This is a genomic window from Alloalcanivorax xenomutans (assembly GCF_032810065.1).
In the GTDB taxonomy this organism is placed as follows: domain Bacteria; phylum Pseudomonadota; class Gammaproteobacteria; order Pseudomonadales; family Alcanivoracaceae; genus Alloalcanivorax; species Alloalcanivorax xenomutans.
The window spans coordinates 4,014,323-4,041,223 of record NZ_CP136538.1 but is presented as its reverse complement, the minus strand read 5'-3'; the positions used below and the strand labels follow the sequence as shown (position 1 = coordinate 4,041,223).

Genomic DNA, 26,901 nt, shown 5'->3' with positions numbered 1-26,901 from the left:
TTCCGTTTCGCGTGTCCTTACTGGCAAAGACCTCGCACTGTTTCAGGAAACCCAGTAATGACCGTGATGCTTCCGTTTCTCCGTGTTCAACGCAGCGCCGTGTGGTCACGGCCGTGGTGGTCGCTGCTCCTGCTGCTGCCGCTATTGGCGATGGCCGATCCGGCAGCGCGCCAGCCCTATGATCTGCCTCCCGGAGCCCTGGCACCGGCGCTGTATCGTTTCGCCGATATAGCCGGCATCAGTGTGCAGGCCGGGGCCGGCTTGCTGGATGGTAAAGACTGCGCCGGTCTGCGCGGTGATTACACCGTGGACGAGGGCCTGCGCCGGTTGCTGGCCGGCACCGGACTGACCGCCCGCCGCGCTTCCGAAGCGGTGTACGTGATCCGTGCCGAGCAGGCACAGGTGTTGGACCAGGTGGATGTGAGCGCTGGCATCGGCGGCTCGCCGGCGATGGCGCTTCCGGTCCCCTACGAGGGCGGCCAGCTTGCCAGCGGCGGTCAGGTCGGCATGCTCGGCAACAAGGACTACATGGACGCGCCGGTGAACATCACCAGCTACACCCGCGAAACCATCGACAATCTCCAGGCGCGCACGGTGGCGGAAATGGTCCGCAATGACCCCTCGGTGCGTAATGCCAGCGGTCCCGGCGGCATGCTGGATTCCTTCTTCATCCGCGGCTTTGCCATGAACGAGGGCAACTCCGGAGAGGTCTCCTACAACGGGGTGTTCGGGGTGGCTCCCAACTATCGGGTGCTGACCGGTTACGCCGAGCGGGTGGAGGTGCTCAAGGGGCCGTCCACCCTGCTCAACGGTCTGTCTCCCAACAGCAGCGTCGGCGGCACCATCAATGTCGTGCCCAAGCGCGCCCAGGACGCCGACCTAAACCGGGCGGAACTGCAATTTACCCAGGACCAGCAATTCGGGGGCGCCGTGGATGTGAGCCGCCGGTTCGGGGAACAGCGCCGGTGGGGCATCCGCTTCAATGGCGGTCACACCGACGGTGACACCCGTTTGGATAATCAGGAGCGGACCTCCGGCTACGCCGCCCTGGCGGTGGATTACCAGGGCGACCGGTTGCGCGCCAGCCTCGATCTGCTGGATCAGCGCGAGGACAACGATGCCCCGTCCCGGGAACTGATGATCGCCGCTGGCCTACCTTTGCCCGGTGCGCCTGATGGCCGGCGCAACGTGACCCAGCCGTGGGAATGGTCCCGCGTGGACGATCAGTCGATGCTGCTGTCCGTCGAATACGATCTTGACGATCAGTTGATGCTGTTCGCCAACGTGGGCGGTGGTGACAGTGAAGTGGACCGTTTGTTCGGCTACCCGGTGATTCAGAACAGCGCCGGGGATGTGAAGGATTCGCCGTCCTATATGCTGTTCCGCAATCAGCGCCGTACCGCCGATGCCGGGCTGCGGGCCCTGCTCGACACCGCCCTGGTGAGCCATGAGATGTCATTGCAGGTCAGCCGTTACCGGGAAACTTACCGGCGTGGCGCGGTTTACGCCACCGACGACTGGGACTCGAACATCTATGACCCGGTGGATCACCCGGAAATCCCGGTGGCGCGACCGGACAGCATTCCCAAGTTGTCCGAATCCGAATTCAGCGGCGTGGCGGTGGCCGACACTCTGTCGTTTCTTGATCGGCGTTTGCAGGTGACGCTGGGGGCCCGCCGCCAGCGTATCGAAACCGACAATTACAATGCCGGCGTGCGCGGCAACCGTTATGACAAAGGCGAAACGGCGCTGTTTGGCGGGGTAGTGGTCTCGCCCTGGTCCGGCGTGTCGTTCTATGGCAATTACACCGAAGGGCTCAGCCGCGGCGACATCGTGCCGGAGGGGGCTGATGGCGCCGGACAGGCACTGGCGCCGTACGTGGCCAAGCAGTACGAAGTCGGCGTCAAACTGGACCGGGGCGGGCTCGGTGCCACTGTTGATGCGTTTCAAATCACCAAACCGTCGGCGGAGCTGGACGGTAGTGCCTACCGGCGCAGTGGTGAACAGCGCAACCGGGGTATCGAGGCTATGGTGTTCGGTCGTCTCTCTGATCGTCTCCGGTTAATGTCCGGGCTGATGCTCATGGACGCCGAGTACACGCGCAGCGAAGACACCGCCAAAAAAGGCAACACGCCGATCGGTGTTCCGGACTTTCAAGCCAATATGACCGTTGAGTGGGATCCGGCCCCGTTGCCGGACCTGACCTTGTCGGCGTCCGCCACCCATACCGGAGAGCAGTACCTGGACAGCAGCAACGACCGCGAACTGCCGTCCTGGACCACCTGGGATGTGGGCGCGCGTTACCGGGCGGACCTGGCCGGAACCCCGGTGACGGTGCGATTCACCGTGCAGAATGTGGGGGACAAGGCTTACTGGGCCAGCGTCAACAGCTGGAGCATGCTCACCGTGGGTGCGCCGCGTACGGCGATGCTGTCGGTGAGCGCGGATTTCTGACGGTCCTGGAACGCTGACCGCGGGCTCTCCACAAGCTCTGAAACCGCTCGCTTCGAATCAGCCTCGGGACCGAGATTTTCTCAATTTGCGTTTAAAAAACAACCAAATATAATTGAACATATAAGTGGTTGGTGGAGAAGCCTCGATGGGACAAGTGACGATCTACCTGGATGACGAAAGTGAAAAATCGTTGCGCGCGGCGGCGGCGTCTTCCGGTGTGCCGGTGAGTCGATGGATAGCGGAGCTGATCAAGGAAAAGACCAGGACGGACTGGCCTAAGGAGGTCCGTGACCTGGCGGGCGCATGGCCGGATTTCCCCGATGAAGCCGAATTACGCCCGGACGGTGGCTCGGACGTGCCGAGAGAACCGCTCTGATGTACGCACTGGACACCAATACCCTGATTTATTTCTTCAAAGGGAAGGGGCGGGTGGTTGATCGGCTGTTGGCCACATCACCGGCGAATGTCGCCATCCCCGCGGTCGTCGCCTACGAAATCGAAACCGGAATCGCCAAATCAACTAACCCGGACCGGTTACGAAACCAGTTTGATGGCCTGCTGAGCGTGGTCAGGCTGTTGCCTTTCGCGGCGAATGAGGCCCGTCATGCGGCCAGGGTGCGCGCGTATCTGGAAAACGCGGGCACGCCCATTGGCCCTCTGGATACTCTGATCGCGGGTACGGCGTTGGCGAATGGGCTGGCGCTGGTGACCCACAACACCAAGGAATTCGATCGGGTGCCGGGACTGCAGCTTGAGGATTGGTTCTGAGCCGGGAATCGCGGTCCTTTCCTTACAGGGAAGTCCTACAGGAAAGGACCGCGATAGCGCGGATGTCTCAGGCGCCGAGCGCCTGGCGGGCGCGGGCCACGGCGGCGCGTACCTGTTCCGGGGCGGTGCCGCCGATGTGGTTGCGGGCGCTCACCGAGCCTTCCAAGGTGAGGACTTCGAACACGTCGTCATCGATCTGGTCGCTGAACTGGCGCAGCTCGGACAGGCTCATGTCGCCCAGGTCCTTCTTCTTGCTGACGCCATAGGCCACCGCTTTGCCGACAATTTCGTGAGAGTCGCGGAATGGGATGCCCTTGCGCACCAGGTAGTCGGCCAGGTCGGTGGCGGTGGCGAAGCCGCGGCGGGCCGCTTCGCGCATCACTTCCCGGTTCGGTTCCAGCGCCGGGATCATGTCGGCGAAGGCGCGCAGGCTGCCGGCCAGGGTGTCCACGGCGTCGAACAGCGGTTCCTTGTCTTCCTGGTTGTCCTTGTTGTAGGCCAGGGGCTGGCTTTTCATCAGGGTCAGCAGGCTGATCAGGTGGCCGTTGACGCGGCCGGTCTTGCCGCGCACCAGCTCCGGCACATCCGGGTTTTTCTTCTGCGGCATGATCGAGCTGCCGGTGCAGAACCGGTCCGGCAGGTCGATGAAGTTGAATTGGGCGCTGGTCCACAGCACCAGTTCCTCACTGATCCGAGACAGGTGGGTCATGGACAGCGCCGCTAGGGCACAGAACTCGATGGCGAAGTCGCGATCGCTGACCGCGTCCAGGGAGTTTTCGCACACGGCGTCGAACCCGAGCAGCTCGCAGGTGCGTTCGCGCTTGATCGGATAGGTGGTGCCGGCCAGCGCGGCGGCGCCCAGGGGCATGCGGTTGACTCTTTTGCGGCAATCCAGCAGCCGCTCGCGGTCGCGCTTGAGCATCTCGAACCAGGCCAGCAGATGGTGGCCGAAGGTCACCGGCTGGGCGGTCTGCAAGTGGGTGAAGCCGGGCATGATGGTGGCGGCTTCGCGCTCGGCCAGGTCCAGCAAGCCGTTCATCAGACGCAGCAATTCGGCGTCGAGCTGGTCGATCTCATCGCGCAGCCACAGACGGATGTCGGTGGCCACCTGGTCGTTGCGAGATCGGCCGGTGTGCAGCTTCTTGCCGGTGATGCCGATTTTGTCGGTGAGCCGTGCTTCGATGTTCATGTGCACGTCTTCCAGCGCCACCGACCAGGCGAATTCCCCGGCTTCGATCTCCTGGCGGATTTCATCCAGCCCCTGGAGGATGGCGTCGCGCTCCTCGGTGGTGAGCACGCCAACTTCCGCCAACATGGTGGCGTGGGCCTGGGAGCCCTGGATATCCTGCCGGTACATGCGCTGGTCGAACAGCACACTGGCGGTGAATGCCTGCACGAAGGCATCGGTGGATTCGCTGAAGCGGCCGCCCCAGAGTTTGTTTTGCTGCTGCTTGTCGCTCATGTTGCTGCTCGTCTGTTCGTTGATGCGCCGGTACCCACCACCGGACCGGATAACGGGCGCGCAGTATAACACCGGCGGGCTGGCTGTGGGGCTCCCGGCAGGGTATAACCGCTAGGGCCTGTTCCCCCTATTTTCATCCCGCCTGTTGCGGCTAAAACGTCACCAATCCAGGCAGGAGGAGAGAAGTTTGGTCATTCCAAATGAACGACGAGTAACGCAGAGTGGTGGTGTTTTAGCCGCGGCCCGAAGGGCTGGAGCCCTTTTTACCTCCCGCGTCGTTGTCGATTGCTCATTTGGAATGACCAAACCGCGCGCCCTCCGCCTGGCTGGAGGTAAAAAGGGCATCCAGCAGGCGGGATGCAAATAGTGTGAACAGGCCCTAGCATGGATACTTCCTCGCAAAACGCCTTCCTGCCTGATCTGTGCTCCGCCCGGGCGGTGCTGGTGGTGGTGGTGGTGGCGGAACTGATGGCCATCGTGGTGGCGTTGGTGGCCAGTTACTATCAGGCGTTCGGTCTCGGCCGGCTGGCGCTGACCTCGCTGTTCATCCAATGGGTGGCGCTCAGTTCGGCGGCGCTGATTTGTATGCTGCGCCGCTGGCTGAACCGCCTGCCTCATTCCTGGGCGGCCCTGGCGGTGGTGGCGGTGGTGTCGGCGAATACGCTGGTCTTCAGTGCCGCCGCCAATCTTCTCACCGGCTGGTTGTCCTGGGCACCGTCGGGCAATGCCCTCTGGCACCCGAATATCCTCATCAACGTGCTGATCGCCACCATCCTTGCCGGGCTGGTGATGCGTTACGTCTATGTGCAGGAGCAACTGCGGCGCCAGGGGCAGGCCCAGTTGCAGGCTCGTTTACAGGCGCTGCAGTCGCGGATCCGGCCGCATTTCCTGTTCAATTCCATGAACATCATCGCCAGTCTGATCAGTATCGACCCGGATGCCGCCGAGCGGGCGGTGGAGGATCTGTCCAGGCTGTTCCGGGCCAGCCTCAAGGACAACGCGGACCCGGTGCCCATGACCGAGGAATTGTCGCTGTGTGAGCGCTATATCAATATTGAGCAGTTGCGCCTCGGAGAGCGGCTGCGGGTGAACTGGCGTGTCGAGCTGGATCCCCGGCATCAGGAAATGCCGCTGCTGACGCTGCAGCCCTTGTTGGAAAACGCCATTTATCACGGTATTCAACCGCTGCCCGGCGGGGGTGTGATCACCATCAGAGCCCGGTGCCAGGAAGGCCGTATAGTGTTGAGCGTGCGTAATCCGAAGCCGGAAGGGGAAGGTCATCACCGCGGTAACCGCATGGCGCTGGAAAATGTGCGTCACCGTCTGGAAGTGCTGCATGGCAATCAGGTGGAGGTGCGCGCCCGGGATCTGAAGCGGCATTATGACGTGGAAATCCGTTTTCCCGCCCGCCCCGGATCGGTAACCGGACAGGAGCGGGAAAGAGTGCAGGAAGACATAACGATAGAATGAAGCACGGACAGGAAAAGGGGGACGCATGCGCGTATTGGTCTGTGACGACGAAGCCCTGGCCCGAATGCGACTGAAGCGGCTGGTGGAACGATGCGACATGGAGGTGGTGGCGGAGGCCGGCACCGGGCGTGAAGCCTTGGCCAGTGCCAGCCGTTTGCACCCTGATGTGGTGCTGATGGATATCCGCATGCCGGATATGGATGGCCTCGAGGCCAGTGCCCACCTGACCCGCCTGGAACCGGCCCCGGCGGTGATCTTCTGTACCGCTTTCGAGGAACACGCGCTGCAAGCCTTTCGGGTCCACGCATTGGATTATCTGCTCAAGCCGGTGAGCGAGGCCGATCTGCGCCAGGCCCTGGAGAAAGTCCGCGCCCTGAACCAGGTGCAACTGGCGGAAGTGCAACATCGCATGGCCGCCAACCGGCCGCGTCAGCGTCGCCATATCAGCGCCCGCACCTACCGTGGCCTGGAACTGGTGCAGGTGGAGGACGTGCGCTATTTCCAGGCCGACCAGAAATACGTCACCGTCCATCACACCGGGGGATCGGTGGTGATCAACGAACCGCTCAAGGACCTGGAGAAGGAATTCGACGGCCTGTTCGTGCGCACCCACCGCAGCACCCTGGTGGCGCTGCATTACATCGAGGCGCTGGAGCACAGCGGTTCCGACGGCGGCTATGAAGTGCGCCTGCGCGATCTGGACGCGCGCCTGCCGGTCAGTCGCCGCCACTTGTCCGCGTTGCGCCAGGCGCTGCTGAATCGGCATTGAGGGAGTGGTTCACGCCTGCCGCCTTCCCACGGACCGGTGACGAAGCCGCCGTGGGACGCTTGGTCCGGACGGCGGGCCGCTGCAAGCGAATTGAGGGATACCCGCCCGGCAAACCCGCCCCCGTTTCCGGTAGAATGTGCGGCCCACGGTTCCTTACCTGTTCAGGAGAGCTTCATGAGCCGCATTCTGCGCATCGCCACCCGTTCCAGCCCCCTGGCCATCTGGCAGGCCGAGTATGTCCAGCGGCGGCTGGAAGCCCTGCACGAGGGCCTCTCGGTGGAACTGGTGCGGATCAAGACGCAGGGCGACAAGATCCTCGATACGCCGTTGGCGAAGATTGGCGGCAAGGGCCTGTTCGTGAAGGAACTGGAGCAGGCGATGATGGACGGCCGCGCCGACATCGCCGTGCATTCCATGAAGGACGTGCCGATGGAACTCCCGGAAGGCATGGCGCTGCCGGTGATCTGTGAACGGGAGGACCCCCGTGACGCCTTCGTTTCCAACCACCACGATGCCCTGTCCGCCTTGCCGGAAGGCGCCTGTGTCGGCACGTCCAGCCTGCGCCGTCAGGCCCAGGTACTGGCTAATCGGCCGGATCTGAAGGTCTCAAGCCTGCGCGGCAACGTACAGACCCGGCTCGGTAAGCTGGACAGTGGTGACTTCGACGCCATCATTCTGGCCGCCGCCGGTCTCAAGCGGCTGGAGATGCATGACCGCATTCGCTATGAAATGCCGCCGGAAGAGTCCCTGCCGGCGGTGGGCCAGGGCGCGGTGGGTATTGAATGCCGGGCTGGAGATGAGCCGGTGCAGACTCTGCTGGCACCGCTCAATGACCCGCTTACCTGGGACCGGGTCAGCGCCGAGCGGGCCATGAATCGCCGCCTGGAAGGCGGCTGCCAGGTGCCGATCGCCGGTTTTGCCCTGCTTGAGGACGATACCCTTTGGCTGCGTGGCCTGGTGGCCAGCGAAAACGGCGACACCGTGCTGCGGGCCGAGGCACGGGCGCCTCGCGAACAGGCCGAGGAACTGGGTGCGCGGGTGGCTGAGTCATTACTGGAGCAGGGCGCCGAGCGCATTCTGGCGGAGCTGTATCAACGCTCATGAGTACGGTGCTGATCACCCGGCCGCGGGGGCAGGGCGAGACGCTGGCGGCGCTGCTGCGCGATGCCGGCCATGTCCCCGTCCACCAGCCGGCGCTGGCCATCGAACCGTTGCCACTGTCGGCGGCGGACCGGCGGCGAATCCTGGATCTGGACCTTTACCACGCGGTGTTCTTCGTCAGCGCCAACGCCGCCGAGCTGGCCCTGGAGGCGTTCGCCGATGTCTGGCCGCAGTGGCCGGTGGGCGTGCACTGGCTGACGGTGGGGGAGGCCACTGCCCGGGTGCTGGCGGCGGCGGGGATGACGCCGGAATATCCTGGCGCCGGTTTCAATTCCGAAGCGGTGCTGGGGCTGCCCTGTCTGGCGGACGTGGCGGATCGGCGCATTCTGATTTGCCGCGCGGACAGCGGCCGTGACTGGCTCGCCGCCCGACTGCGGGAACGCGGTGCCGAGGTCGACATCATCCCCTTTTACCGGCGTCGTCCGGATCCGTCCTTCCGTTGGCCCGGGGAGGCCTCCGTGGTGCTGGTTACCAGTGTCGAGGGTTGGCGGGCGATAGCGGCGCGGGTGCCCGCCACGGCCCGGGTGGTGAGCGCCGGGGAACGGGTGGCACAGGCGGTGCGCGAAGACCACCCGGGGCCGGTGACGGTGGCCGCCAGCGCCCACGATCGGGATATGGTGGCGGCGCTGGTTGCCACCGGCGACTGAAGTAAAAAATTGCAACCGTGGCGCTATAGCCAGGCATCAAAGGTTTTCTTCTTTCCGGAGCGGGTTATGCTGTGGCTTGTTGGGCGTTTCATCGTCCTCGTTTTTCAGGCTTGTTCCGGATCGTATCAAAGGAAATGCCGCCATTTCGGCGATCACCGGCGCGCCGCGCCGGGATGACAACACGGGATGACAAAAAAAGGGAGCTCCCATGACGCTGTACCGTCCACTTTCGTCCCAGCGGGGCCTGGCCCTGTGGCCATTGATTATTCTGCTTATCGTGATCGCCGCGCTGGCGGGAGCCGGCTGGTGGGGATGGCAGCAATGGCAGATCCTGGAAGGGCAGCGCAGTGGTCTGGAACAGCAGGTGGCCGGTTTGGAAAAACGGCTGGACCAGCAGGGTGAGGAAAGCCGGGAACAGCGTCAGGCGCTGGCGGCTTTGCGTCATACCCAGGAAGAAACCGAAGCCCGCATGGCGCGGGATCGCGAAAAGCTGAATGACATGAGCCAGGGCGGCCAGCGCCTGTGGCTGATCACCGAGGCGGAATCCCTGGCCAGTCTGGCCAGCCAGCGCCTGCTGCTCACCGGCGACGCCGAAGCGGCGCGGCGTTTGCTAAAAGCCGCCGATGAAACCCTGGCCCGTTTGGATGATCCGCAGACACTGCCGGCGCGCCGCGCTCTGGCCGCCGATATGGAAGCGCTCAACGCGGCCCTGCAGATGGACGTCCAGGCGCTGGTGCTGCGGCTCGGCGCGCTGCGCGAGCGCGTCGAGGAACTGGCGGTCCCGTTGCGTGAGCGCCCGCAAAACAGCAACGCCGGTGATGACAACGCCAAGCCTTCCTGGTGGCGGCAATTTCTCTCCCATCTGCCGGTGAACATCCGCCATCACGATGACGCCGAGCCGCTGCCGATGACGCAAAGCGAAGCGGCGCTGGTGCGGTTGAGCATCAATACCAGCCTGCAGCAGGCACAACTGGCGCTATTGCAGGGGCGCGCGGAGAGTTACGGACAGGCTCTGAACCAGGCTCGGGCAACCATCACACAGTGGTTCCGTGGAGACAACCCGGCCACGCGCCATCTGCTTTCCGCTCTGGATGAGCTGGACGAGGAAGCGGTCAGCCAGGCGCTGCCGGATATCGGCGGCGGTCTGGCGGCGATTCGTGAGCTCAAGCGCAAGGAGGGCGACGCATGAAAAAAATTCTCCTGTTGCTGGTTCTGGCACTGATCGCGGCGGCGGCGCTGGGCCGATGGATGGCGGCGGATTCCGGCTATCTGCTGTTGGTGCGCGGTAACTGGGAAATGGATACCACGCTGGGCTTCGCCGTGCTGGTGACGGTGCTGGCGGCGGTGGCGCTGGTGGTGGCGACCCTTATTCTCAACGGATTGTGGCAATTGGCCGAGCCGGTGCGGGCCACCCGCCGGTTTCGTCAGTCGGTGGCCCGCCGCCGTCTGAAGAGCGGCCTGGTGCTGCTGGTGGATGGCGACATCAAAAAGGCGGAACGGCTGCTGAGCGCCGCCGGTCGGGAAGGCGACTGGCCGCTGGCGGCGTGGTTGTTGGCGGCGGAATGCGCCCGCGAGCGCGGTGACGGTGAGGCGTTGGAACAGTATCTGGGCGAAGCGTCGGCGGATCGCCGGGGGCTGCTGATGAGCGGTTTGATGCGGGCCCGGTTCGCTCTGGACGACGGCCAGCCGGAACAGGCCCGTCATGAGTTGGAAGCACTGCTCAAACAGGCGCCCAACAATCGCCGGGTTCTGACACTGTACGCCGATGTGCTGGACCGGCTGCATGACTGGCCGGCGCTGTGCGATCTGATTCCCCGGCTGCGCAAAGTGCTTGATGAGCAGAGCGTGGCGCGCCGCGAGCGCCGGGCCTGGCTGGCGCGGGTGCAGGAAGTGGCGCAGAAGCCCGGGTTCAATGATGCCGAGTCCCGCGCTGCTGAGTTGCGGCGGCTGTGGAAATCGGTACCGGTGGCACTGAAGAATGATCCGGCGATGAAAGCCCGTTACGCCGGCTTCCTGGCGCAACTGGGGCAGGGCAAAGTGGCTCTGGGTCTGGTGCGCGAGCAACTGGGCAAGGAGTGGGATGACCGTTTGCCCCCGGTTCTGGAGGCCATCGACGATGTGCCGCCGGATGACTTGCTGCAGGTTCTGGAAGGATGGCTGGCGGAACGGCCCGGTAATGCCGCAGTGTTGATCACCGCCGGGCGGGTGGCGCTGAAAGCGCGTTTGTGGGGCAAGGCGCAGAGCTTCTTCGAGGCCGCCGCCAATTCCAGCCAGAGCGCCACCGCCCTGGCGGAGCTGGCGCGGCTTTATCGGGCGCTGGGCGATCACGGCAAAGCGGATCAGGCGCTGGAGCGCCGGGTTTCCCGGTTGGACAGCGAGTTGCCGTCCCTGCCGATGCCGAACTGAACAGGCCCCGGTCAGTTGCCACGAAGTCGCTGTGGGAGCTTGCCTGCAAGCGAATGGGGTCTTTGTTTCCCAAAAAGATTCGCTTGCAGGCAAGCTCCCACAGAAGCCGGGCGGTGAATTTCTATTACCGGGTCGCGCCAGTCAAACCGTTCGCGATGCCATCCGCCACCGCGTTCCAGCCTTCATCCAATTGCTCCACCAGAGCCGGGTAGCCGTCCCGTCGCAGCGGCCGCCGTTCCAGGAAGTGCGTACCGGCACGATCGCCCTGATCACCCAGGAAACGCCATTGCCCCTCGATCACCGCCTCGCCTTCGGCGGTGCCCTGGAAACGGGTGACCAGCACTTCCAGGCGTCCGGGAGCGACGACCCCGGCCCGGGCCAGCCGAGCCGCCAGTGAACGCGCCAATTGCCGGGGCAGCGGTTCCGCCCATTGGTGTTGGCGGGCGGCACGCACTTCCACCGCGCTGGTTTGCATGACCACCCCGGACTGATCCAGATAGCCGGCGGTGTCCAGCCGGATGTCCGGCAATTCCCCGCGAAGCGCGGACTGCGCCGCGCCCGGCAGCAGATACTGGACCGAGGGGCCGGCGGGGTTGCTGGCGCAGGCGGCCAGCAGTGTCGCCAGCAACGGTAGAACGAGAACAAGTCTAACGGGCCGCTTTCGGCTCATAATCCGGCTCCGGGTCAGTGCTGAAAATCAGGGCGTTGGGGTGTTCCTTGAGGGTCCGCATCAAGGGCTCGGCGTCGCGCAGCAACTGTTCCATTCGCTGCAAGGTCCCGGACAGCTGCCGATAGGCGTCGGAGCCGGGTTCCAGACCCGCCAGGGTTTTCTCCAGGGCACTCAGGGTGTCGTTGAGACGCTCCGGCATGCCCGCCACCGCCGGATCCTCAAGCAATTGCCGCAACCGTTCGGCGGTACCGGCGAAGGCCTTGAGCGTGGATTCCGAGGCCGCCAGATTGCGGTCCAATTTGTTGCCGATCTGTTCCAGCGGCAGGCTGTTGATCTTGTCCATCAACTCGGCCACCTGGCTTTCCAACTGAGCCAGCCCCCCGGTAGTGCTGGGGAAGACCTGAACCCCCTCAAATCGGGCTTGCTCGAATGGCTCGGCATTGCGCTGGAAATTCAGGTCCACGAACAGGGCGCCGGTCAGCAGGTTGCCGGATTTGAGCGTGGCGCGCAGGCCATGATCGAACATGCGATTCAGGCGGCCGCGCCATTCGTCCAGGTCCGCTTCCTCATCTTCGAGAATCCGCTGAGGCTCGATGCGAATCAGCACCGGAATGGCGAAACGCGTCAGCGTCTCCGGCTGGTCAGCGGTGAAGTGCCAGGGCACCTGCTCCACCGTGCCCAGGCGCACGCCCCGGTATTCCACCGGCGCTCCCCGGCGCAGGCCGCGCACCGAGTCCTGCACCAGCAGCACGTATTCCAGGTACTGGTCGAACAGACCGCGCCGGGCGGCTTCCTCGTCGGCGTACAGTTCGAATTCACTATCCGGCTTGGCCGGCGCGCCGGCGGGCATGTCCTGATCCGGCACGCCGAAGGTGATGCCGCCGCCGATCAACGTCTCCATGGATTGCATGCCTACTTTGAAACCACCGGAGTCCAGTTGCAGTGTGACGCCGGATACGTTCCAGAAGCGCACGCTCTCGGTGACCAGCACGTCGTAGGGCTGCTCGATGAAGATGCGGTGGCGAATGATCTTTTCCGCGGCCAGGAATTCGGTGTCCACCACCCGGCCCACGGTGAGATTGCGGTAGGTGACCGGATCGCCGGTGGCGACGCTGCTACCGGGGCGGGCGTTCAGCGTCAGATACAGGCCCTTGGCGCCGGCTTCGGTGATCGGTGGTTTTTCTTCCACCTGGAAGCGGCGCTTTTCCTTCTTGCCGTCGCCGGGCTGCAATTCGATATAGGCGCCGGAGAGCACCGTGCCGAGACCGCTGATGCCCTCCCGGCCGATCCGCGGTTTCACCACCCAGAAACGGGTCTTGTCGTTGAGCATGCGAGCGGTGTCCTGCTGCATGCGCACCGTCACCAGGGTATGACTGAGATCCTCGGACAGCGCCACTTCCTCCACCTGGCCCACCTGCACATTGCGGGTTTTCACCGAGGTCTTGCCGGCCTCGATGCCTTCCGCGTCGGTCATTTTCAACACCACGGTGGGGCCCTGGCTGGCCCAATGGTCGAAAGCCAGCCACAGACCGATCAGCAGGGCACCCAGCGGGATCAGCCACACCGGCGAGAGTTTCGGGCGCCGTTCAGGCGCGGCGTTCGAGGGTGTCGTAGTCATCCGTTCGTCGCTGTTGTTGGTCCCAGATCAGGCGCGGGTCGAAGCTGTGCGCGGCCAGCATGGTGAGAATCACCACGGCGGCGAACGCCATCCCTCCCGGGCCGGGGTCGATGGACATCAGATTACCCAGGCGCACCAGCGCCACCACGATGGCCACCACGAAAACATCGATCATCGACCAGCGGCCGATCCATTCGGTAAAGCGATACAGCGCCATTTGCGCCGGCATATCCAGAGGTTTCTCGCGGCGGCTGGCCAGACACAACCAGCCCAGCGCCAGGATTTTGCCGAACGGCACCACCACGCTGGCGGTGAAGATCACCAGGGCAATGGGCCAGTCACCATGAGCGATGAATTGTAGTACACCGGAAATGATGGTGGCCGGTTGAGTGTTGCCGAGGCTGGTGGTCACCATGATCGGATACAGATGGGCCGGGAAACAGGCGATGGTGGCCGCCACCAGATAGGCCAGGGTACGCTGGATGCTGTCCGGGTACCGTGAATGCAGACGCGCGGAACAACGGTCGCAGTGCTGATGTTCGATGGGCTGCAACTGGCTGCATTGCTCGCAGCCCTGGTAATGCTGCAGCCGCGCGGACAGTCCCGGACGCAGAGCGGGCGGCGCTTGCGGCGGTCCCTCAAGGCGTGTCCACAACACCAGGGGATTGACCCGTTGCACCACCATCAACAGGAACAGGGCGAAGCCGGCGAAGGTCCAGAACCCCGGTTTCAGGAATACCTCCGCCATGCCGATGATCTTGACCAGACTGACCAGCGCGGCAATGGCGAAGACATCGGCCATCATCCACGGTTTGCAGTAATGCAGGGCGCGGATCAGCGTGCGGGTGCCCGGCAGACGGGGGTGCCGGCCCAGACTGAATTCGATCCACAATACCGCCAGCAGATACAACGCCGGCAACACCACGATGGTGCCGAACACCAGCAAACCCAGTTCCGGATGGTGGAAGGCGGCCAGTTTGGTGGCGGCGTCGAGCACGGTCATGCTTTCGCCGATACCGGAGCGTTGGAATTCGATATAAGGAAACGACAGCGCCACGGCCAGCATTACCAGCGCGGTGACGGCCAGGGCCGGGGTCAGATGACGGTCCTCCGGCGGGCGCACCAGCGGGTGCCGGCAGCGCGGGCAGCGCACCCATTGCCCCTTGTCCGGTGCCGAGACCCGCAGCACCAGGTCGCATTCCGGGCAGGCGACCAGGGTCTCGGGTTTCGAGGCTGTGTTCGGATCGTCCATGGGCCAAGGGGTCCGCGCTGACAAACAGTGCCCATTGTGCCGTCTGGCCGGGCCCGGAGCCAGACGGCGGGGCGGTCCTCGGCATGCGCCGATGCCGGATTATTCAATTTTTTCGAGATATTTTATTGGGACCGTGCGCCGACGGGCGCCCGGCGAGTGCACGGGACCTCAATCGCGGGGCGCGTAATCGAACACGTCGGAATGCATGTTGCTGGCCGGAACCCCTTCTTCCACCAGGGCATCGTGCACCGCCCACACCATGGCCGGTGAGCCGCCGATGTAGAACAGCGGTTGCTCGGGCTGTTCCAACGCTTCCAGAGCGGCCTCGTGAACCAGCCCCTGGGCATGCCCGGGTTTGCTGATGTCGGACAGCGCGGTGACCGCGTGGAAGTCCGGCAACGCGTCCTGCCATTGGGAGGGCAGGTCAGGCAGGTACAGGTCCTGTTCGGTGCGGGCACCCCAGAACAGCCGTACCGGATGTTCGAAGCCGACCTGGACCAGGCGTTCGATCATCGCCTTCACCGGCGCGAAACCGGTGGAGCCGCAAATAAACCACAGTGGACGAGGCGGCGGGGTGTCCAGGTAGCGCAGGCCCTGGGGCAGGATCACCGACACCGTGCTGGCGTCGGCCAGGTCCGCCATGATGCGGCGGGCGCCGGGGTTGTCGTGGCCGTGACGGATATGCAGTTCCAATTCACGGCCGCCGGGGGCGTTGGCGATGGAAAACGGGTACTGCCCGTGGGGCAGGTCGAGAATCAGGTATTGGCCGGCGTACCAATGGGCCTGTCGGCCCGCGGGTAGTCGCAACCAGATCCGACTGACGTCGTGGTTGAGGGGCTCCCGCTGACGAATTTGGCAACGCAGAGTCTGCTCCGGAATTTCTCCGGGGGCGGTTATATCTGGCACATCGATCTCGCAGTCGCTGATCGGAAAGGCCACGCAGTATAGCACCGCATCGGCGCCGCTTTCTCCCGCGCTCAGCGGGCCGCCAGGGCGGGTCAGGAGTACGCTGCCGCGCCCGAGGCGCCCTTCGCAGCGCCGGCAGACGCCATTGCGGCAGGCGTGAGGAAAACCGAATCCGGCTTCCCGGGCGGCTTCCAGAATAGTCTTCGATCCCGGGCAGTCCAGGGTGTGCCGCTGGTTGATGCGTATGCGGTACGGCATGGCATGATGCGGGGCGCCAGGCGCCCCCGTCGGCTCAGGTGGTCAGCCCACCTTGCGGCCGGTAATGATGCTTTTCACATGTTCCAGGTCGGCCCAGGCGCCTTCGGCGAAGATCTTCTTCACGTCTTCCACCACCGCGGCGTAGCCGTATCGGGGATGGGCGTCGTGCACCGCCACCCGGGCTCCGGGGTTGAGGAACGGCTCGAAGTCCTTGAAGTCCTGGTAGGCCTGCTCGTGGTTGCCGTCGATCCACAGAAAGTCGATTTTCACTTCCGGATTCCAGTTGCGGGCGGCTTCCTGGGAAAAGCCCTCGATCAGCTCGAACATGCCGTCGAAGCCGTTGCGCTTGAGGCGCTGCTCCACCAGGGATTTGGTCGGTTTATTCTCCAGCGGCACACAGTCGTCGGTGAGCTCTTCCTGCTTGTCCAGGTCGGAGTTGAACGGGTCGATGGCGTAGATCTTGCCGCCCTTCTTGCGCAAACCGTTGAGCAGGTAGCTGGTGGACAGACCGCCGTAGCAGCCGATTTCCACGATCACGCCGCCGGCGGGGACCTGACTGGCCCACTCGGTGAGCATGCCGGCCTCGGTGTGGCGAATCATGCCGCCGTAGGCGCGCTTGTCGTATTTGCGGCCTTTCAGCAGGCCCACCAGATTGTGGTACAGCGGACGTGAAAAGCCGCTGACCAGCTTCGGGCCCTTGTCGGACCAGGCTTTTTTCAGAAATTCGTTAACCGACATGAGAATCCTCAGGCACCGGTGCCAATAAAGAGTGCAATGATACAGCCGATGCCGAAAAACCACACCAGGGAGCGGGCGCTGGCCCAGTCGGCGATGTAGCAGACACCGTACATGACACGGCTCAAGACAAAGGCGACGGCAATGCCGTCGAGGGTGGGTTGCGGCGCGGTTTGCGCCAGATGGGCTATGATCACCGCGGCGGCGAAAGCCGGGGTGATTTCGAAACTGTTCTGTTGAGCCCAGTGCGCGCGCTTGCGGCTGCCCTCCAGCGTCTCCAGGAATTCACGCGGATTGTGGTTCTGGCGCGGCCCGAAGCCGCCCAGGAACTTGGCGAAGCCGGTGAAGACGTAGGGCAGCAGGATGGCCGCCAGAACGCACCAATAAGCCAGGGTCATGAGTGCTTCCTCTCTGATCGGTTTCGCGCATCATAGCGCGGCGGGTCGCCGGCTCCCATGACCGCCGCGCCCACGCCCGCCCGCCGATTCGCGGCCAAGCGGCCCGGGCGGCGTTCCGCTTGGCCGTGATGGCGGCCGATATCCTTCTTACTCCCCGATCTGGCTGAGATCGCGCACCGCGCCACGATCGGCGCTGGTGGCCAGGGCGGCGTAGGCCTTGAGTGCGGTGGAGACGCTGCGCTGGCGGATTTCCTTGGGCTTCCAGGCCAGCTTGCCGCGTTTTTCCATGCGCTCACGCCGTTGGGCCAGTTCGTCATCGCTGATGGCCAGGTGGATGCGGCGATTGGGGATATCGATCTCGATGGTGTCGCCTTCCTCGACCAGCCCGATGGCGCCGCCTTCCGCCGCTTCCGGTGAGGCATGGCCGATGGACAGACCGGAGGTGCCGCCGGAGAAGCGGCCGTCGGTGAGCAGCGCGCAGCTCTTGCCCAGGCCCTTGGATTTCAGGTAGCTGGTGGGGTAGAGCATTTCCTGCATGCCGGGCCCGCCTTTCGGGCCCTCGTAGCGGATCACCACGACGTCACCGGCGACGATCTGATTACCGAGGATGGCGCGTACCGCGGAATCCTGGGACTCGAACACCCGGGCGCGGCCGGTGAAGGTGAGAATGGACTCGTCGACGCCGGCGGTTTTGACGATACAGCCCCGCTCGGCGATGTTTCCGTAGAGCACCGCCAGACCACCATCCTTGCTGTAGGCATGCTCGTAGTCACGGATACAACCGTTGGCGCGATCGATATCGAGACTCTCCCAGCGGGTATCCTGGCTGAAGGCGGTCTGGGTGGGGATGCCGGCGGGGCCGGCGCTGTACATCTTTTTCACCGCGTCGTCGCCGGTGCGCATCACGTCGTATTTTTCCAGCGCCTCGGCCACCGTGGCGGAGTGCACCATGGGCAGATCCCGGTGCAGCAGGCCGGCGCGGTCCAACTCGCCCAGGATGGCCATGACGCCGCCGGCGCGGTGCACATCTTCCATATGGTATTTCTGGGTCGCCGGCGCCACCTTGGACAAGCACGGCACCTTGCGGCTGAGGCGGTCGATGTCTTCCATGGTGAAGTTCACTTCACCTTCCTGGGCGGCGGCCAGCAAGTGCAGCACGGTATTGGTGGAGCCGCCCATGGCGATGTCCAGACTCATGGCGTTCTCGAACGCCCGGTGGGAGGCGATATTACGCGGTAGCACGCTGTCCATGTCCTGCTCGTAGTAGAGCCGGGCCAGATCGACGATGCGGCGGCCGGCTTCCAGGAACAGTTCGCGGCGATCGGCGTGGGTGGCCAGCAATGAACCGTTGCCCGGCAGCGACAGGCCCAGGGCCTCGGTCAGACAGTTCATGGAATTGGCGGTGAACATGCCGGAACAGGAGCCGCAGGTGGGACAGGCGGAGCGCTCCACTTCATTCACGGTTTCGTCGTCGACGCTGTCGTCGGCGGCCATCACCATGGCATCCACCAGATCCAGTTTGTGTTCCGCCAGCTTGGTCTTGCCCGCTTCCATGGGGCCGCCGGAAACAAAAATAACCGGGATATTCAGCCGCATGGCGGCCATCAGCATACCGGGGGTGATCTTGTCACAGTTGGAGATGCAGACCATGGCGTCGGCGCAGTGGGCGTTGACCATGTACTCCACCGAGTCGGCGATGATGTCGCGGCTGGGCAGCGAGTAGAGCATGCCGTCGTGGCCCATGGCGATGCCGTCGTCCACCGCGATGGTGTTGAATTCCTTGGCGATGCCGCCCGCTCTTTCCACTTCCTCGGCCACCAACTGGCCCAGATCCTTCAGGTGCACGTGCCCGGGCACGAACTGGGTGAAGGAGTTGGCGATGGCGATGATCGGCTTGCCGAAATCACCGTCTTTCATGCCGGTGGCGCGCCACAGGGCGCGGGCCCCGGCCATGTTGCGGCCGTGGGTGGTGGTGCGGGAGCGGTACTCGGGCATGGGAACCTCGTTGTTGCTGCGACCAAGTGCGAAAGGGGAAACATTGTAGCGTACTCAGGGGGATGCGCCAGGGTGGGCTGCGGCGCATTATCAGACAGTCAGGAGACACGCCTAATACAATTTAACAGGGAAGACGTCGCGTTTGATGTAGATTGGAAGAAGCTCCAGGAAGGCCGGAGCAGCAGAGGAGATGAGAACGATGGTGCACAGGCTTTCATCAGCACGATACTGGGCACTGGCTCTGACCGCGGCTTTTCTCAATGGCTGTGCGGTTTATGCGGAGCCGGGAGGTTACTACGGTTCCAGGCCTTATGACGGAGACGCCGCCGGATACCGGGTCCCCGAAGGGCAGCGGCCGCCCCCTGGAGAGTGCCGTATCTGGTATCCGGATCGCCCCTCTGGACAACAACCGCCGCCAGGCGACTGTCGTGAGCTGCGTTACCACGTGCCGCCGGGAGCGATGCTGATTCGAGGTTGACAGGCCTGACGCCGGGCATGGCCCGGCGCCGGCGTCCCACTACCTACAATGTGGGGCGCTTAGAGGATGTAGCGGCTCAGATCCTCGTTGTCCGCCAATTCGCCCAGGTAGCGGTTGACCGCCTCGGCGTCCAGGCTCAGCGGCGTGTCGTGATACTGGGTGGCGAGGTCGTCGGCGTCGTAGCTGATTTCTTCCAGCAGTTTCTCCAGCACCGTATGCAACCGGCGGGCGCCGATGTTCTCGGTCTTCTCGTTCACCTGCCAGGCCACTTCGGCGATGCGGCGGATGCAGTCCTCGGTGAACTCCACTTTGAGGCCTTCGGTGGCCAGCAGCGCTTTGTATTGCTCGGTGAGCGAACAACGCGGCTCGGTGAGGATACGCTCGAAGTCTTCCGGAGTGAGCGCGCTCAGTTCCACGCGGATCGGCAGACGGCCCTGGAGCTCCGGGATCAGGTCGCTGGGCTTGGCCAGATGGAAGGCGCCGGAAGCGATGAACAGGATGTGATCGGTGCGTACCATGCCGTACTTGGTGCTCACCGTGCTGCCTTCGATCAGCGGCAGCAGGTCCCGTTGCACCCCTTCGCGGGACACGTCGGTGCCGCCGGTTTCGGAGCGCTTGGCGACCTTGTCGATTTCATCAAGGAAGACGATGCCGTGGTTCTCCACCGCGTCGATGGCCTCCACTTTCAACTCGTCCTCGTTGATGAAGCGGGCCGCTTCCTCGTCACGCAGCAGGCGCAGGGCGTCGCGCACTTTCAGTTTACGGTGGCGTTTCTTCTGGCCGCCCATGCGCGAAAACATCTGCTGCAGCTGACTGGTCATTTCCTCCATGCCCGGCGGCGCCATGATTTCCACGCCGGCCGGGTTGGCGCTGACCTCGATATCGATCTCGCGGTCGTCCAGTTCTCCTTCCCGCAACTTCTTGCGGAAAACCTGCCGGGTGGTGGAGTCGGTGGCGCTGCTCTCTTCGCCACGGGCGGCGGGCAGCAAGGCGTCGAGAATGCGTTCCTCGGCGGCGTCATCGGCCTTGGAGCCGACCCGCTCGATGGCTTTTTCGCGCAGCATCTTGATCGCCATTTCCACCAGGTCGCGGATAATCGATTCCACGTCCCGGCCCACGTAGCCCACCTCGGTGAATTTGGTGGCTTCCACCTTCAGGAAGGGGGCGTCGGCAAGTTTGGCCAGACGGCGGGCGATCTCGGTTTTACCGACCCCGGTGGGGCCGATCATGAGGATGTTCTTGGGGGCGACTTCGGCACGCATTTCCGCCGGCAGCTGCATGCGGCGCCAGCGGTTGCGCAGGGCCAGGGCCACCGCTTTCTTGGCCTCTTCCTGGCCGACAATGTGCCGGTTCAGTTCGGATACGATTTCTCTTGGTGTCAGGGAAGCCACTATTCCAGCTCCTCGAAGGCGTGATTCTGGTTAGTGTAAATACAGATGTCACCGGCGATCTTCAGGCTTTTCTCGACAATCTCGCGGGCGCTCAGATCGGTGTTTTCCAGCAGTGCCGTGGCGGCGGACTGGGCGAAGGGGCCGCCGGAGCCGATAGCGATCAGCCCCTGTTCCGGCTCCACCACGTCGCCGTTACCGGTGATGATCAGGGAGTTGTCCTTGTCGGCCACCGCCAGCAGCGCTTCCAGGCGGCGCAGGGCGCGGTCGGTGCGCCAGTCCTTGGCCAGCTCCACGGCGGCCCGTACCAGATGGCCCTGGTGTTTTTCCAATTGCGCCTCGAAACGCTCGAACAGAGTGAAGGCGTCCGCGGTGCCGCCGGCGAAACCGGCGATCACCTTGCCATGGTAAAGGCGGCGTACTTTACGGGCGTTGCCTTTCATAACGGTGTTTCCCAGGCTCACCTGGCCGTCGCCGCCGATCACCACATTGGTGCCGCGTCGAACGGATACGATAGTGGTCACGCGTCTATCTCCTTATTCGTGTTCCGGGGGATATGCGGGTGGCGGACGGGATTTCAATGGCACAGTCGGGTCGCGGTGTGGCGCGGGGGTTCCGGGACACGCAAAAACGACATTCCTGTCCGCTCAGGTTTGGCCGTCCGTGGCCAAACATGGTCCCGGAACCCCCGCACCACACCGCTTGGGCAGCGCAGCGTGGAATCCCTGGACAGGGGGAGTGGTTTACTTCTTCACCTGGATCGGCAGGGTTTCCACGCCGTTGGAGGCCAGTTGGTCCTGGGCCTTATGCAAGGTGTTGACGCTGTTGTAAGGGCCGATCATGACCCGGTGCCAGGTGTCGCCATTTTCCAGCTTTACCGGTTGCAGACGCACTTCATAGCCCTTGAGGATCAGCTCGGCGCGGCGGCGGTCGGCGTCGCTGGCGTTACGGAAACTGCCAGCCTGAAGCATATAGATCTTGCCGTCGCCGGCATTGGCGGTGGTGCCGCCGTTCGTGCTGGTGTCGGGTTTGGCGGCGGTGGACGGTTTGTCATCACGGCCGGAGGTGGCCGGCTTTTTCGCTGGTGCCGGTTTCTCGTCCTTGGATTTGGGCACGATCACTTCCATCTTCGGCAGCACCGCGTAGAAGTCGAAGGTCGGCTCGTCGCCATTGGCCTTGGAGGTGTCGCCGTTTTTGCCTTTGCCCTGGCCGGACTGTTCCGGGGCTTTCACCAGGGTGGCGGTGCCCGCTTCTTTCTGTACCTGGGCCAGATGCACCAGGAACGCCAGGAACAGACCGGCCGCCACGCCGGTGAACAACCAGACCCATCCCGGGACCTGACGCTTTTTGCTGTTCTTGCGAGGGCTGCGGCTGGCGCCGCGGGTGTTCTTTGCCATTACATACGCTCCAGCGGCGTCAGTCCAAGCAGTCGCAGGCCCTCGGACAGGGTGCGGGCGGTCAGGGCGGCCAGCTTCAGGCGGCTGGCGCGCAGGGCGTCGTCATCGCCGGACAGGATCGGGCAGTGCTCGTAGAAGCTGGAGAACAGCCCGGCCACGTCGTAGAGGTAGGCGCACAACAGATGGGGCTGACCCTTGTCCGCCACCGACTGCACCGCCTCGCCGAACTGCACCAGACGGGCGGCCAGGGCCTGTTCCGCTTCCTCGCGCAACAGCAATTCGCCCGCCACCTGATCCAGCGACAGACCGGCCTTGCGGAACACGCTGACCACCCGGGTGTAGGCGTACAGCAGGTAGGGCGCGGTGTTGCCATCGAAGCTCAGCATCAGATCGAAATTGAACACGTAGTCGCTGGTGCGGTTCTTGCTCAGATCCGAGTATTTCACCGCGCCGATACCAACGGCGTGGGCGATGGCGCGCAACTCGTCCTGATCCAGTTCCGGGTTTTTCTCGCTGACCAGTTGATAGGCCCGTTGCTCCGCTTCGTCGAGCAGGTCGATCAGCTTCACGGTGCCGCCGTCGCGGGTTTTGAACGGCTTGCCGTCGGGGCCGTTCATGGTACCGAAGCCCATGTGGGCCAGATCCACTCCAGCGCCGACAAAACCGGCTTCGCGGGCCACCGCGAACATTTGCTGGAAGTGCAGGGCTTGACGTTGATCAACGAAATACAGGATGCGATCAGCGTGCAACTGGTTGGCGCGGTAACGCAGGGCCGCCAGATCGGTGGTGGCATAGAGGTAGCCGCCGTCCGCCTTGCGCACGATCACCGGCAGAGTGTCCCCGTCCTTGTTGCGGAACTCGTCCAGGAACACACACAGGGCGCCCTGGTCCTCGGTGAGCAGGCCGGCGGCGTCCAGGTCCGCCACCACCTTTGGCAGGTCATCGTTATAAGTGCTTTCGCCGCGCACATCGGCGGCGGTGAGGCTGACGCCCAGGCGCTCATAGACGGCGTAGCAATGGCTCAGGGAGACCTGGTTGAACTCGTTCCACAGTTTCAGACAGTACTCGTCACCGGACTGCAGCTTCACCACCAAAGCACGGGCGCGATCGGCGAACTCCGGGGACTCATCGAAACGCAGCTTGGCGGCGCGGTAGAAGGTTTCCAGATTGGCCAATTCGCGGCTCAGCTCGGTTGCGCCTTCCTCGGCTTTCTGTTCCTCCAGATACGCCAGCAGCATGCCGAACTGGGTGCCCCAGTCGCCCACGTGGTTCTGGCGGATCACCTTGTGGCCAAGAAACTCCAGCGAGCGCACCACGGCATCGCCGATAATGGTGGAGCGCAGATGGCCGACGTGCATTTCCTTGGCCAGGTTGGGGCCGGAATAGTCCACCACCACGGTTTGCGGCTGCCGCGGACGGGGCACCGCCAGATGCTCGTCGGCCAGGGCCGCTTCCAGCTGCGAGGCAAGCCAGTTGTCGGATTGAAAAAAATTGATAAAACCGGGGCCGGCGATCTCTGTTTTCGCCAGGGCCGGGTCTTCCGGCAGGGCATCCACCAGCGCCTGGGCCAGATCGCGGGGTTTCAAGCCGGCGGGCTTGGCCAGCATCAGCGCGATGTTGGTGGCGAAGTCGCCGTGGCTTTTATCCTTGGTACGCTCAATCTGCACCGGCCGGCGCGCTTCGGCGGGCAGCACGCCGTTGGCGGTCAGGGTATCCAGGGCGCTGTCGATCAGCGCGATCAGACGGTCTTTCATGGTTTCTCAAGACGGGTTCGATTGGGCGGCGATTGTACGTGAATCCGGATCGAATTGCCGCCCCCTGGAAGGCGCGCCAAAGGTCCGGCCCGTCCTTAATTGCCCCTCACATCGATATCCACTTCCACCATCATTCCCGGACCGATCAGCTCCAGTGGGCCATCGTCCAGGCGGATGCGTACCGGCAGGCGCTGGGTGATCTTGGTGAAATTGCCGGAAGGGTTGGGATCAGGCAACAGCGCGAACTGGCTGGTGGCGGCGCGGCCGATGACCTGCACCGAGCCGCTGAAAGATTCGTCCGGATAGGCATCAACGGTGATTTTCACCGGCTGGCCTGGGCGCAGTTCGGCCACATCGGTTTCCTTGATGTTGGCCGCCACCCACAGGTCGTCCGGATCGTGCATCATCAGAATCGGTTGTCCCGGTGACACGTACTCACCCTCATCGATCAGGGTTTTATTGACTACACCGTTGATCGGACTGCGTACGGTGAGATCCTCCAGGCGCAGTTCCTGCTGCGCCAGTCGTGCCTTGGCCTCTTCCAGTTGTTGCCGGGCGATTCCGACCTGGGCTTTCATCACCGTAGGCGGCGGCAGAGGCACTTGCACGCCATTGAGAAAACCGACGTGGGCGTTGTCGGCCTGCGCCTGACTGACCGCCACCTCTTCCCGCGAGCGCTGATATTCCGCCTGGGCGGCCTGATAGGTGTAGTAGTCCTGATCCCGTTGTTGCTGTGAAACGGCGCCGCGCTGGTGCAGGGCGTCGGACCGTTCAAAATCCTTGCGGGCCTGAGTCAGCCGTGCCCGGGCTGCTCTTTCCGCCGCTTTGACCGATTGCAGTTGCTGGCTGGTGATGTGCAGACCGCCCTCGAATTGCTGTTGGCCGAGGTCCAGACGGGCCTGTTCATAGTCGAGCCTGGCCTGCATCGAGGCGACGTTGGCTTGCAGGGTCTTCAGCTGCTGTTGATCCGGCTCACTGTACAGGCGGGCCACCACGTCGCCCTTTTGCAACCGGTCTCCCTCGGTGAGGGTGAACTCCGGGACCCAGCCAGGCAGCCGGCTGCTGACAGTGACCTGACTGGACATCACCCGGGCGTCCTGGGCGCTGACGTGAGTGAGCCGGTGATGGATGGCGAAGGCCATCCAGATCAGGCACGCCACCACCAGAGCCACCAGCGCGGCGAGCTTCAGCCACCGCGAGGGACGGCGCGGATAGAGGGAACGGGATGAGCTGTCGGTCATGGTGTCGTCATCCTTCATTGTGTTGCCGGGTTGTTGGCGGGGGCATTGGTCACGGGGCGGGGCCGGTTATGCTGGCGGCTCAACAGCACCGAGGGGATCGCCACCAGCACCAGGCTGGCCACCAGAATCCAGAACCCGTCCTGGTAAGCGAAAATCGATGCCCAGATGGTTTCCAGCCGCCCCATTAAATGCCCGGCCATGGCCTGTAGGTGGGTGTCCGGAACACCCAGGCGGTCGGCCAGTTCGGCCAGTTGGCTCAGTTGCTGCTGGGCGGTGCTGTTGCCGGCGTGCACGCCGGCGTTGAGTTGCTGGCCATGCTCCACGGTGCGGCGTTCCAGCATGATTACCAGCCCAGCGGTGCCGAGCGCGCCGCCGAGTTGCATGGCGAAGTTAATGGCGCCGGAGCCGTGGCCGGTGAGACGGGGTTCCAGCGCGGCGATGGCCTTGGACAGGGTGGGCGGTGGGAAGGCCGCCATGCCCACGGAAAGAATCGCCATGGTGGTGGCCAGGTAGGCGAAGGAGGTATCCCAGTCCATCAAGGCCATGTGCCAGACCGCGAACAGGGCGCAGGCCAGCCCGGGCAGCGTCAGCCAATGAGCCGGATAGCGGTCACTGAGGCGGCCCACCAGCGGCACCAGAATCGCCAGGACCAGGGTGGAAGGCAGGAAGATCTTGCCGGCACTGACCGGGCTGTAATGCAGAACGGTCTGCACGAATTGGGGCAGCAGATACATGATGCCGTAGAAAGTGCCGCCGAACAGGAACATGGCGGAGGTGCCGGTCACGAACACGCGGTTGCGGAAGATGGCCAGATCCAGCAGCGGGTGGCGGCAGCGCTTCTGCCACAGAAAAAAAGCGGTGCCCAGCAGAACGCCAGTGACAATCAGTATGGGCACCCGGGGATCGTCCCAGCCCCAGCGCTGACCATTGGACAGTGCCGCCAGCAGCGAGAAAACGGCGGCGAAGGCGATCACCACGCCGGCCCAGTCAAACGGTGAACGCGGTCCTTTGCCTTCGCGAGGCGGTAAAAAGAAGTAGCCCATCACCACCGCGGCGACACAGATCGGCAGCGTGATGAAGAAGACGTAACGCCAGGTGAAATTCTCCACCAGCCAGCCGCCGATCACCGTGGCCAGGGTCAGCGGCAGCCCCAGACACATGCCGTACATGGCGGTGGCCATGCCGCGGCCTTCCGGCGGATAGGCGGCGAACAGCGCTTCCATGGCCACCGGCCGGATCAGTCCGGTCATCGCGCCCTGAATGACCCGGGCCGCCACCAGCGCCGCCATGCCCTCGCCCAGACCGCCGAGCAGGGAGGCGGCGATGAACACCAGCAACAGCCCCATGAAGGTGGCGCGCTGGCCCACCGCTGACACCAGCCAGGGGGCCACCAGCAGGGATACGGTGGTGGAAGCCAGAAAGCCGGTGGACAGCCATTGCACCTGGCTGTCGCTCATGCCGAAGGCGCCCTTTATATAAGGAATGGCGACGTTGACGATGGTGATCGACATGCCCAGCGCCACCAGACCGAGCATGACGGTGAGCGTTACCCACAGACGGTAACGCGGGCCGTAGCGCTGGAACAGAATGTCCACCTGACTCATGCATGCTCCTGACGGGGGACCCGAAGCACCCGGGCGGGGTGCGCGGGAAGCCGCCAGTTTAGTCAAGTGA

At 63.9% G+C, this 26,901-nt stretch carries 23 protein-coding genes; 9 read left to right on the top strand and 14 right to left on the bottom strand.

The window, feature by feature from the left end; genetic code table 11:
* Positions 1-57: 57 nt before the first annotated feature.
* From RYH70_RS18675 to RYH70_RS18665, 3 genes are all read left to right on the top strand, one after another.
* Positions 58-2,454: a TonB-dependent receptor gene (locus RYH70_RS18675; protein ID WP_317009494.1), complete on the top strand. Its 2,397-nt coding sequence runs from the start codon at positions 58-60 to the stop codon at positions 2,452-2,454.
* Positions 2,455-2,599: 145 nt separating this feature from the next.
* On the top strand, positions 2,600-2,830 hold the full coding sequence (locus RYH70_RS18670; protein WP_080531649.1) for a CopG family transcriptional regulator: 231 nt from the start codon (positions 2,600-2,602) through the stop codon (positions 2,828-2,830).
* Entirely contained in the window at positions 2,830-3,222 is a 393-nt protein-coding gene (locus tag RYH70_RS18665; protein ID WP_317009493.1) for a type II toxin-antitoxin system VapC family toxin, read from the top strand. Before RYH70_RS18670 ends, RYH70_RS18665 begins: the two co-directional genes overlap by 1 nt.
* 67 nt (positions 3,223-3,289) lie before the next feature.
* On the opposite strand, the gene argH is transcribed toward RYH70_RS18665, so the two are convergent.
* Positions 3,290-4,684, bottom strand: coding sequence for an argininosuccinate lyase (gene argH, locus RYH70_RS18660; protein WP_022994928.1), 1,395 nt, complete (start codon positions 4,682-4,684; stop codon positions 3,290-3,292).
* Between the two features lie 384 nt (positions 4,685-5,068).
* On the opposite strand from argH, the gene RYH70_RS18655 reads away from it, so the two are divergent.
* The 6 genes from RYH70_RS18655 (at position 5,069) to RYH70_RS18630 (ending at position 11,137) form a co-directional block, all read left to right on the top strand.
* The gene (locus tag RYH70_RS18655; protein ID WP_233925474.1) at positions 5,069-6,154 is read left to right on the top strand and encodes a sensor histidine kinase; all 1,086 of its coding nucleotides are present in this window, start codon (positions 5,069-5,071) and stop codon (positions 6,152-6,154) included.
* A gap of 25 nt (positions 6,155-6,179) precedes the next feature.
* On the top strand, positions 6,180-6,923 hold the full coding sequence (locus RYH70_RS18650; protein ID WP_022995145.1) for a LytR/AlgR family response regulator transcription factor: 744 nt from the start codon (positions 6,180-6,182) through the stop codon (positions 6,921-6,923).
* Between the two features lie 174 nt (positions 6,924-7,097).
* Entirely contained in the window at positions 7,098-8,027 is a 930-nt protein-coding gene (gene hemC, locus RYH70_RS18645; protein ID WP_022995146.1) for a hydroxymethylbilane synthase, read from the top strand.
* Complete coding sequence (locus RYH70_RS18640; RefSeq protein ID WP_233917841.1) at positions 8,024-8,731, top strand: uroporphyrinogen-III synthase; 708 nt, start codon at positions 8,024-8,026, stop codon at positions 8,729-8,731. The genes hemC and RYH70_RS18640 overlap by 4 nt, the downstream gene beginning before the upstream one ends.
* Before the next feature lie 208 nt (positions 8,732-8,939).
* Complete coding sequence (locus RYH70_RS18635; RefSeq protein ID WP_233917842.1) at positions 8,940-9,920, top strand: uroporphyrinogen-III C-methyltransferase; 981 nt, start codon at positions 8,940-8,942, stop codon at positions 9,918-9,920.
* Positions 9,917-11,137 (top strand): heme biosynthesis HemY N-terminal domain-containing protein, encoded by a 1,221-nt coding sequence (locus tag RYH70_RS18630; protein WP_116027862.1) that lies wholly within the window; start codon positions 9,917-9,919, stop codon positions 11,135-11,137. The genes RYH70_RS18635 and RYH70_RS18630 overlap by 4 nt, the downstream gene beginning before the upstream one ends.
* A gap of 124 nt (positions 11,138-11,261) precedes the next feature.
* Here RYH70_RS18630 and RYH70_RS18625 read toward each other — a convergent pair whose 3' ends face one another.
* The 13 genes from RYH70_RS18625 to RYH70_RS18565 form a co-directional block, all read right to left on the bottom strand.
* The gene (locus RYH70_RS18625) at positions 11,262-11,807 is read right to left on the bottom strand and encodes a PqiC family protein (RefSeq protein ID WP_026948249.1); all 546 of its coding nucleotides are present in this window, start codon (positions 11,805-11,807) and stop codon (positions 11,262-11,264) included.
* Complete coding sequence (gene pqiB / locus RYH70_RS18620; RefSeq protein WP_055099554.1) at positions 11,785-13,425, bottom strand: intermembrane transport protein PqiB; 1,641 nt, start codon at positions 13,423-13,425, stop codon at positions 11,785-11,787. Before pqiB ends, RYH70_RS18625 begins: the two co-directional genes overlap by 23 nt.
* Positions 13,394-14,677 (bottom strand): paraquat-inducible protein A, encoded by a 1,284-nt coding sequence (locus tag RYH70_RS18615; protein ID WP_022995152.1) that lies wholly within the window; start codon positions 14,675-14,677, stop codon positions 13,394-13,396. Before RYH70_RS18615 ends, pqiB begins: the two co-directional genes overlap by 32 nt.
* Positions 14,678-14,845: 168 nt before the next feature.
* Entirely contained in the window at positions 14,846-15,841 is a 996-nt protein-coding gene (locus RYH70_RS18610) for a 2Fe-2S iron-sulfur cluster-binding protein (RefSeq protein WP_063140960.1), read from the bottom strand.
* A gap of 42 nt (positions 15,842-15,883) precedes the next feature.
* Positions 15,884-16,579 carry a class I SAM-dependent methyltransferase gene (locus RYH70_RS18605; RefSeq protein ID WP_063140958.1) on the bottom strand — a complete coding sequence of 232 codons (696 nt, stop codon included), beginning with the start codon at positions 16,577-16,579 and terminating at the stop codon, positions 15,884-15,886.
* Positions 16,580-16,587: 8 nt separating this feature from the next.
* On the bottom strand, positions 16,588-16,974 hold the full coding sequence (locus tag RYH70_RS18600) for an MAPEG family protein (RefSeq protein WP_022995155.1): 387 nt from the start codon (positions 16,972-16,974) through the stop codon (positions 16,588-16,590).
* A 147-nt stretch (positions 16,975-17,121) separates the two neighbouring features.
* On the bottom strand, positions 17,122-18,969 hold the full coding sequence (gene ilvD, locus RYH70_RS18595; RefSeq protein WP_316308883.1) for a dihydroxy-acid dehydratase: 1,848 nt from the start codon (positions 18,967-18,969) through the stop codon (positions 17,122-17,124).
* Between the two features lie 537 nt (positions 18,970-19,506).
* Positions 19,507-20,838 (bottom strand): ATP-dependent protease ATPase subunit HslU, encoded by a 1,332-nt coding sequence (gene hslU / locus RYH70_RS18590; RefSeq protein WP_022995157.1) that lies wholly within the window; start codon positions 20,836-20,838, stop codon positions 19,507-19,509.
* Positions 20,838-21,359 carry an ATP-dependent protease subunit HslV gene (hslV, locus tag RYH70_RS18585; protein ID WP_022995158.1) on the bottom strand — a complete coding sequence of 174 codons (522 nt, stop codon included), beginning with the start codon at positions 21,357-21,359 and terminating at the stop codon, positions 20,838-20,840. Before hslV ends, hslU begins: the two co-directional genes overlap by 1 nt.
* A gap of 219 nt (positions 21,360-21,578) precedes the next feature.
* Positions 21,579-22,232: an SPOR domain-containing protein gene (locus RYH70_RS18580; RefSeq protein ID WP_026948247.1), complete on the bottom strand. Its 654-nt coding sequence runs from the start codon at positions 22,230-22,232 to the stop codon at positions 21,579-21,581.
* Positions 22,232-23,986 (bottom strand): arginine--tRNA ligase, encoded by a 1,755-nt coding sequence (argS, locus tag RYH70_RS18575; protein ID WP_022995160.1) that lies wholly within the window; start codon positions 23,984-23,986, stop codon positions 22,232-22,234. The genes RYH70_RS18580 and argS overlap by 1 nt, the downstream gene beginning before the upstream one ends.
* 95 nt (positions 23,987-24,081) lie before the next feature.
* The gene (locus RYH70_RS18570) at positions 24,082-25,227 is read right to left on the bottom strand and encodes an HlyD family secretion protein (RefSeq protein ID WP_231504663.1); all 1,146 of its coding nucleotides are present in this window, start codon (positions 25,225-25,227) and stop codon (positions 24,082-24,084) included.
* Positions 25,228-25,241: 14 nt separating this feature from the next.
* Positions 25,242-26,831, bottom strand: coding sequence for a DHA2 family efflux MFS transporter permease subunit (locus tag RYH70_RS18565; protein ID WP_317009492.1), 1,590 nt, complete (start codon positions 26,829-26,831; stop codon positions 25,242-25,244).
* Positions 26,832-26,901 lie beyond the last annotated feature (70 nt).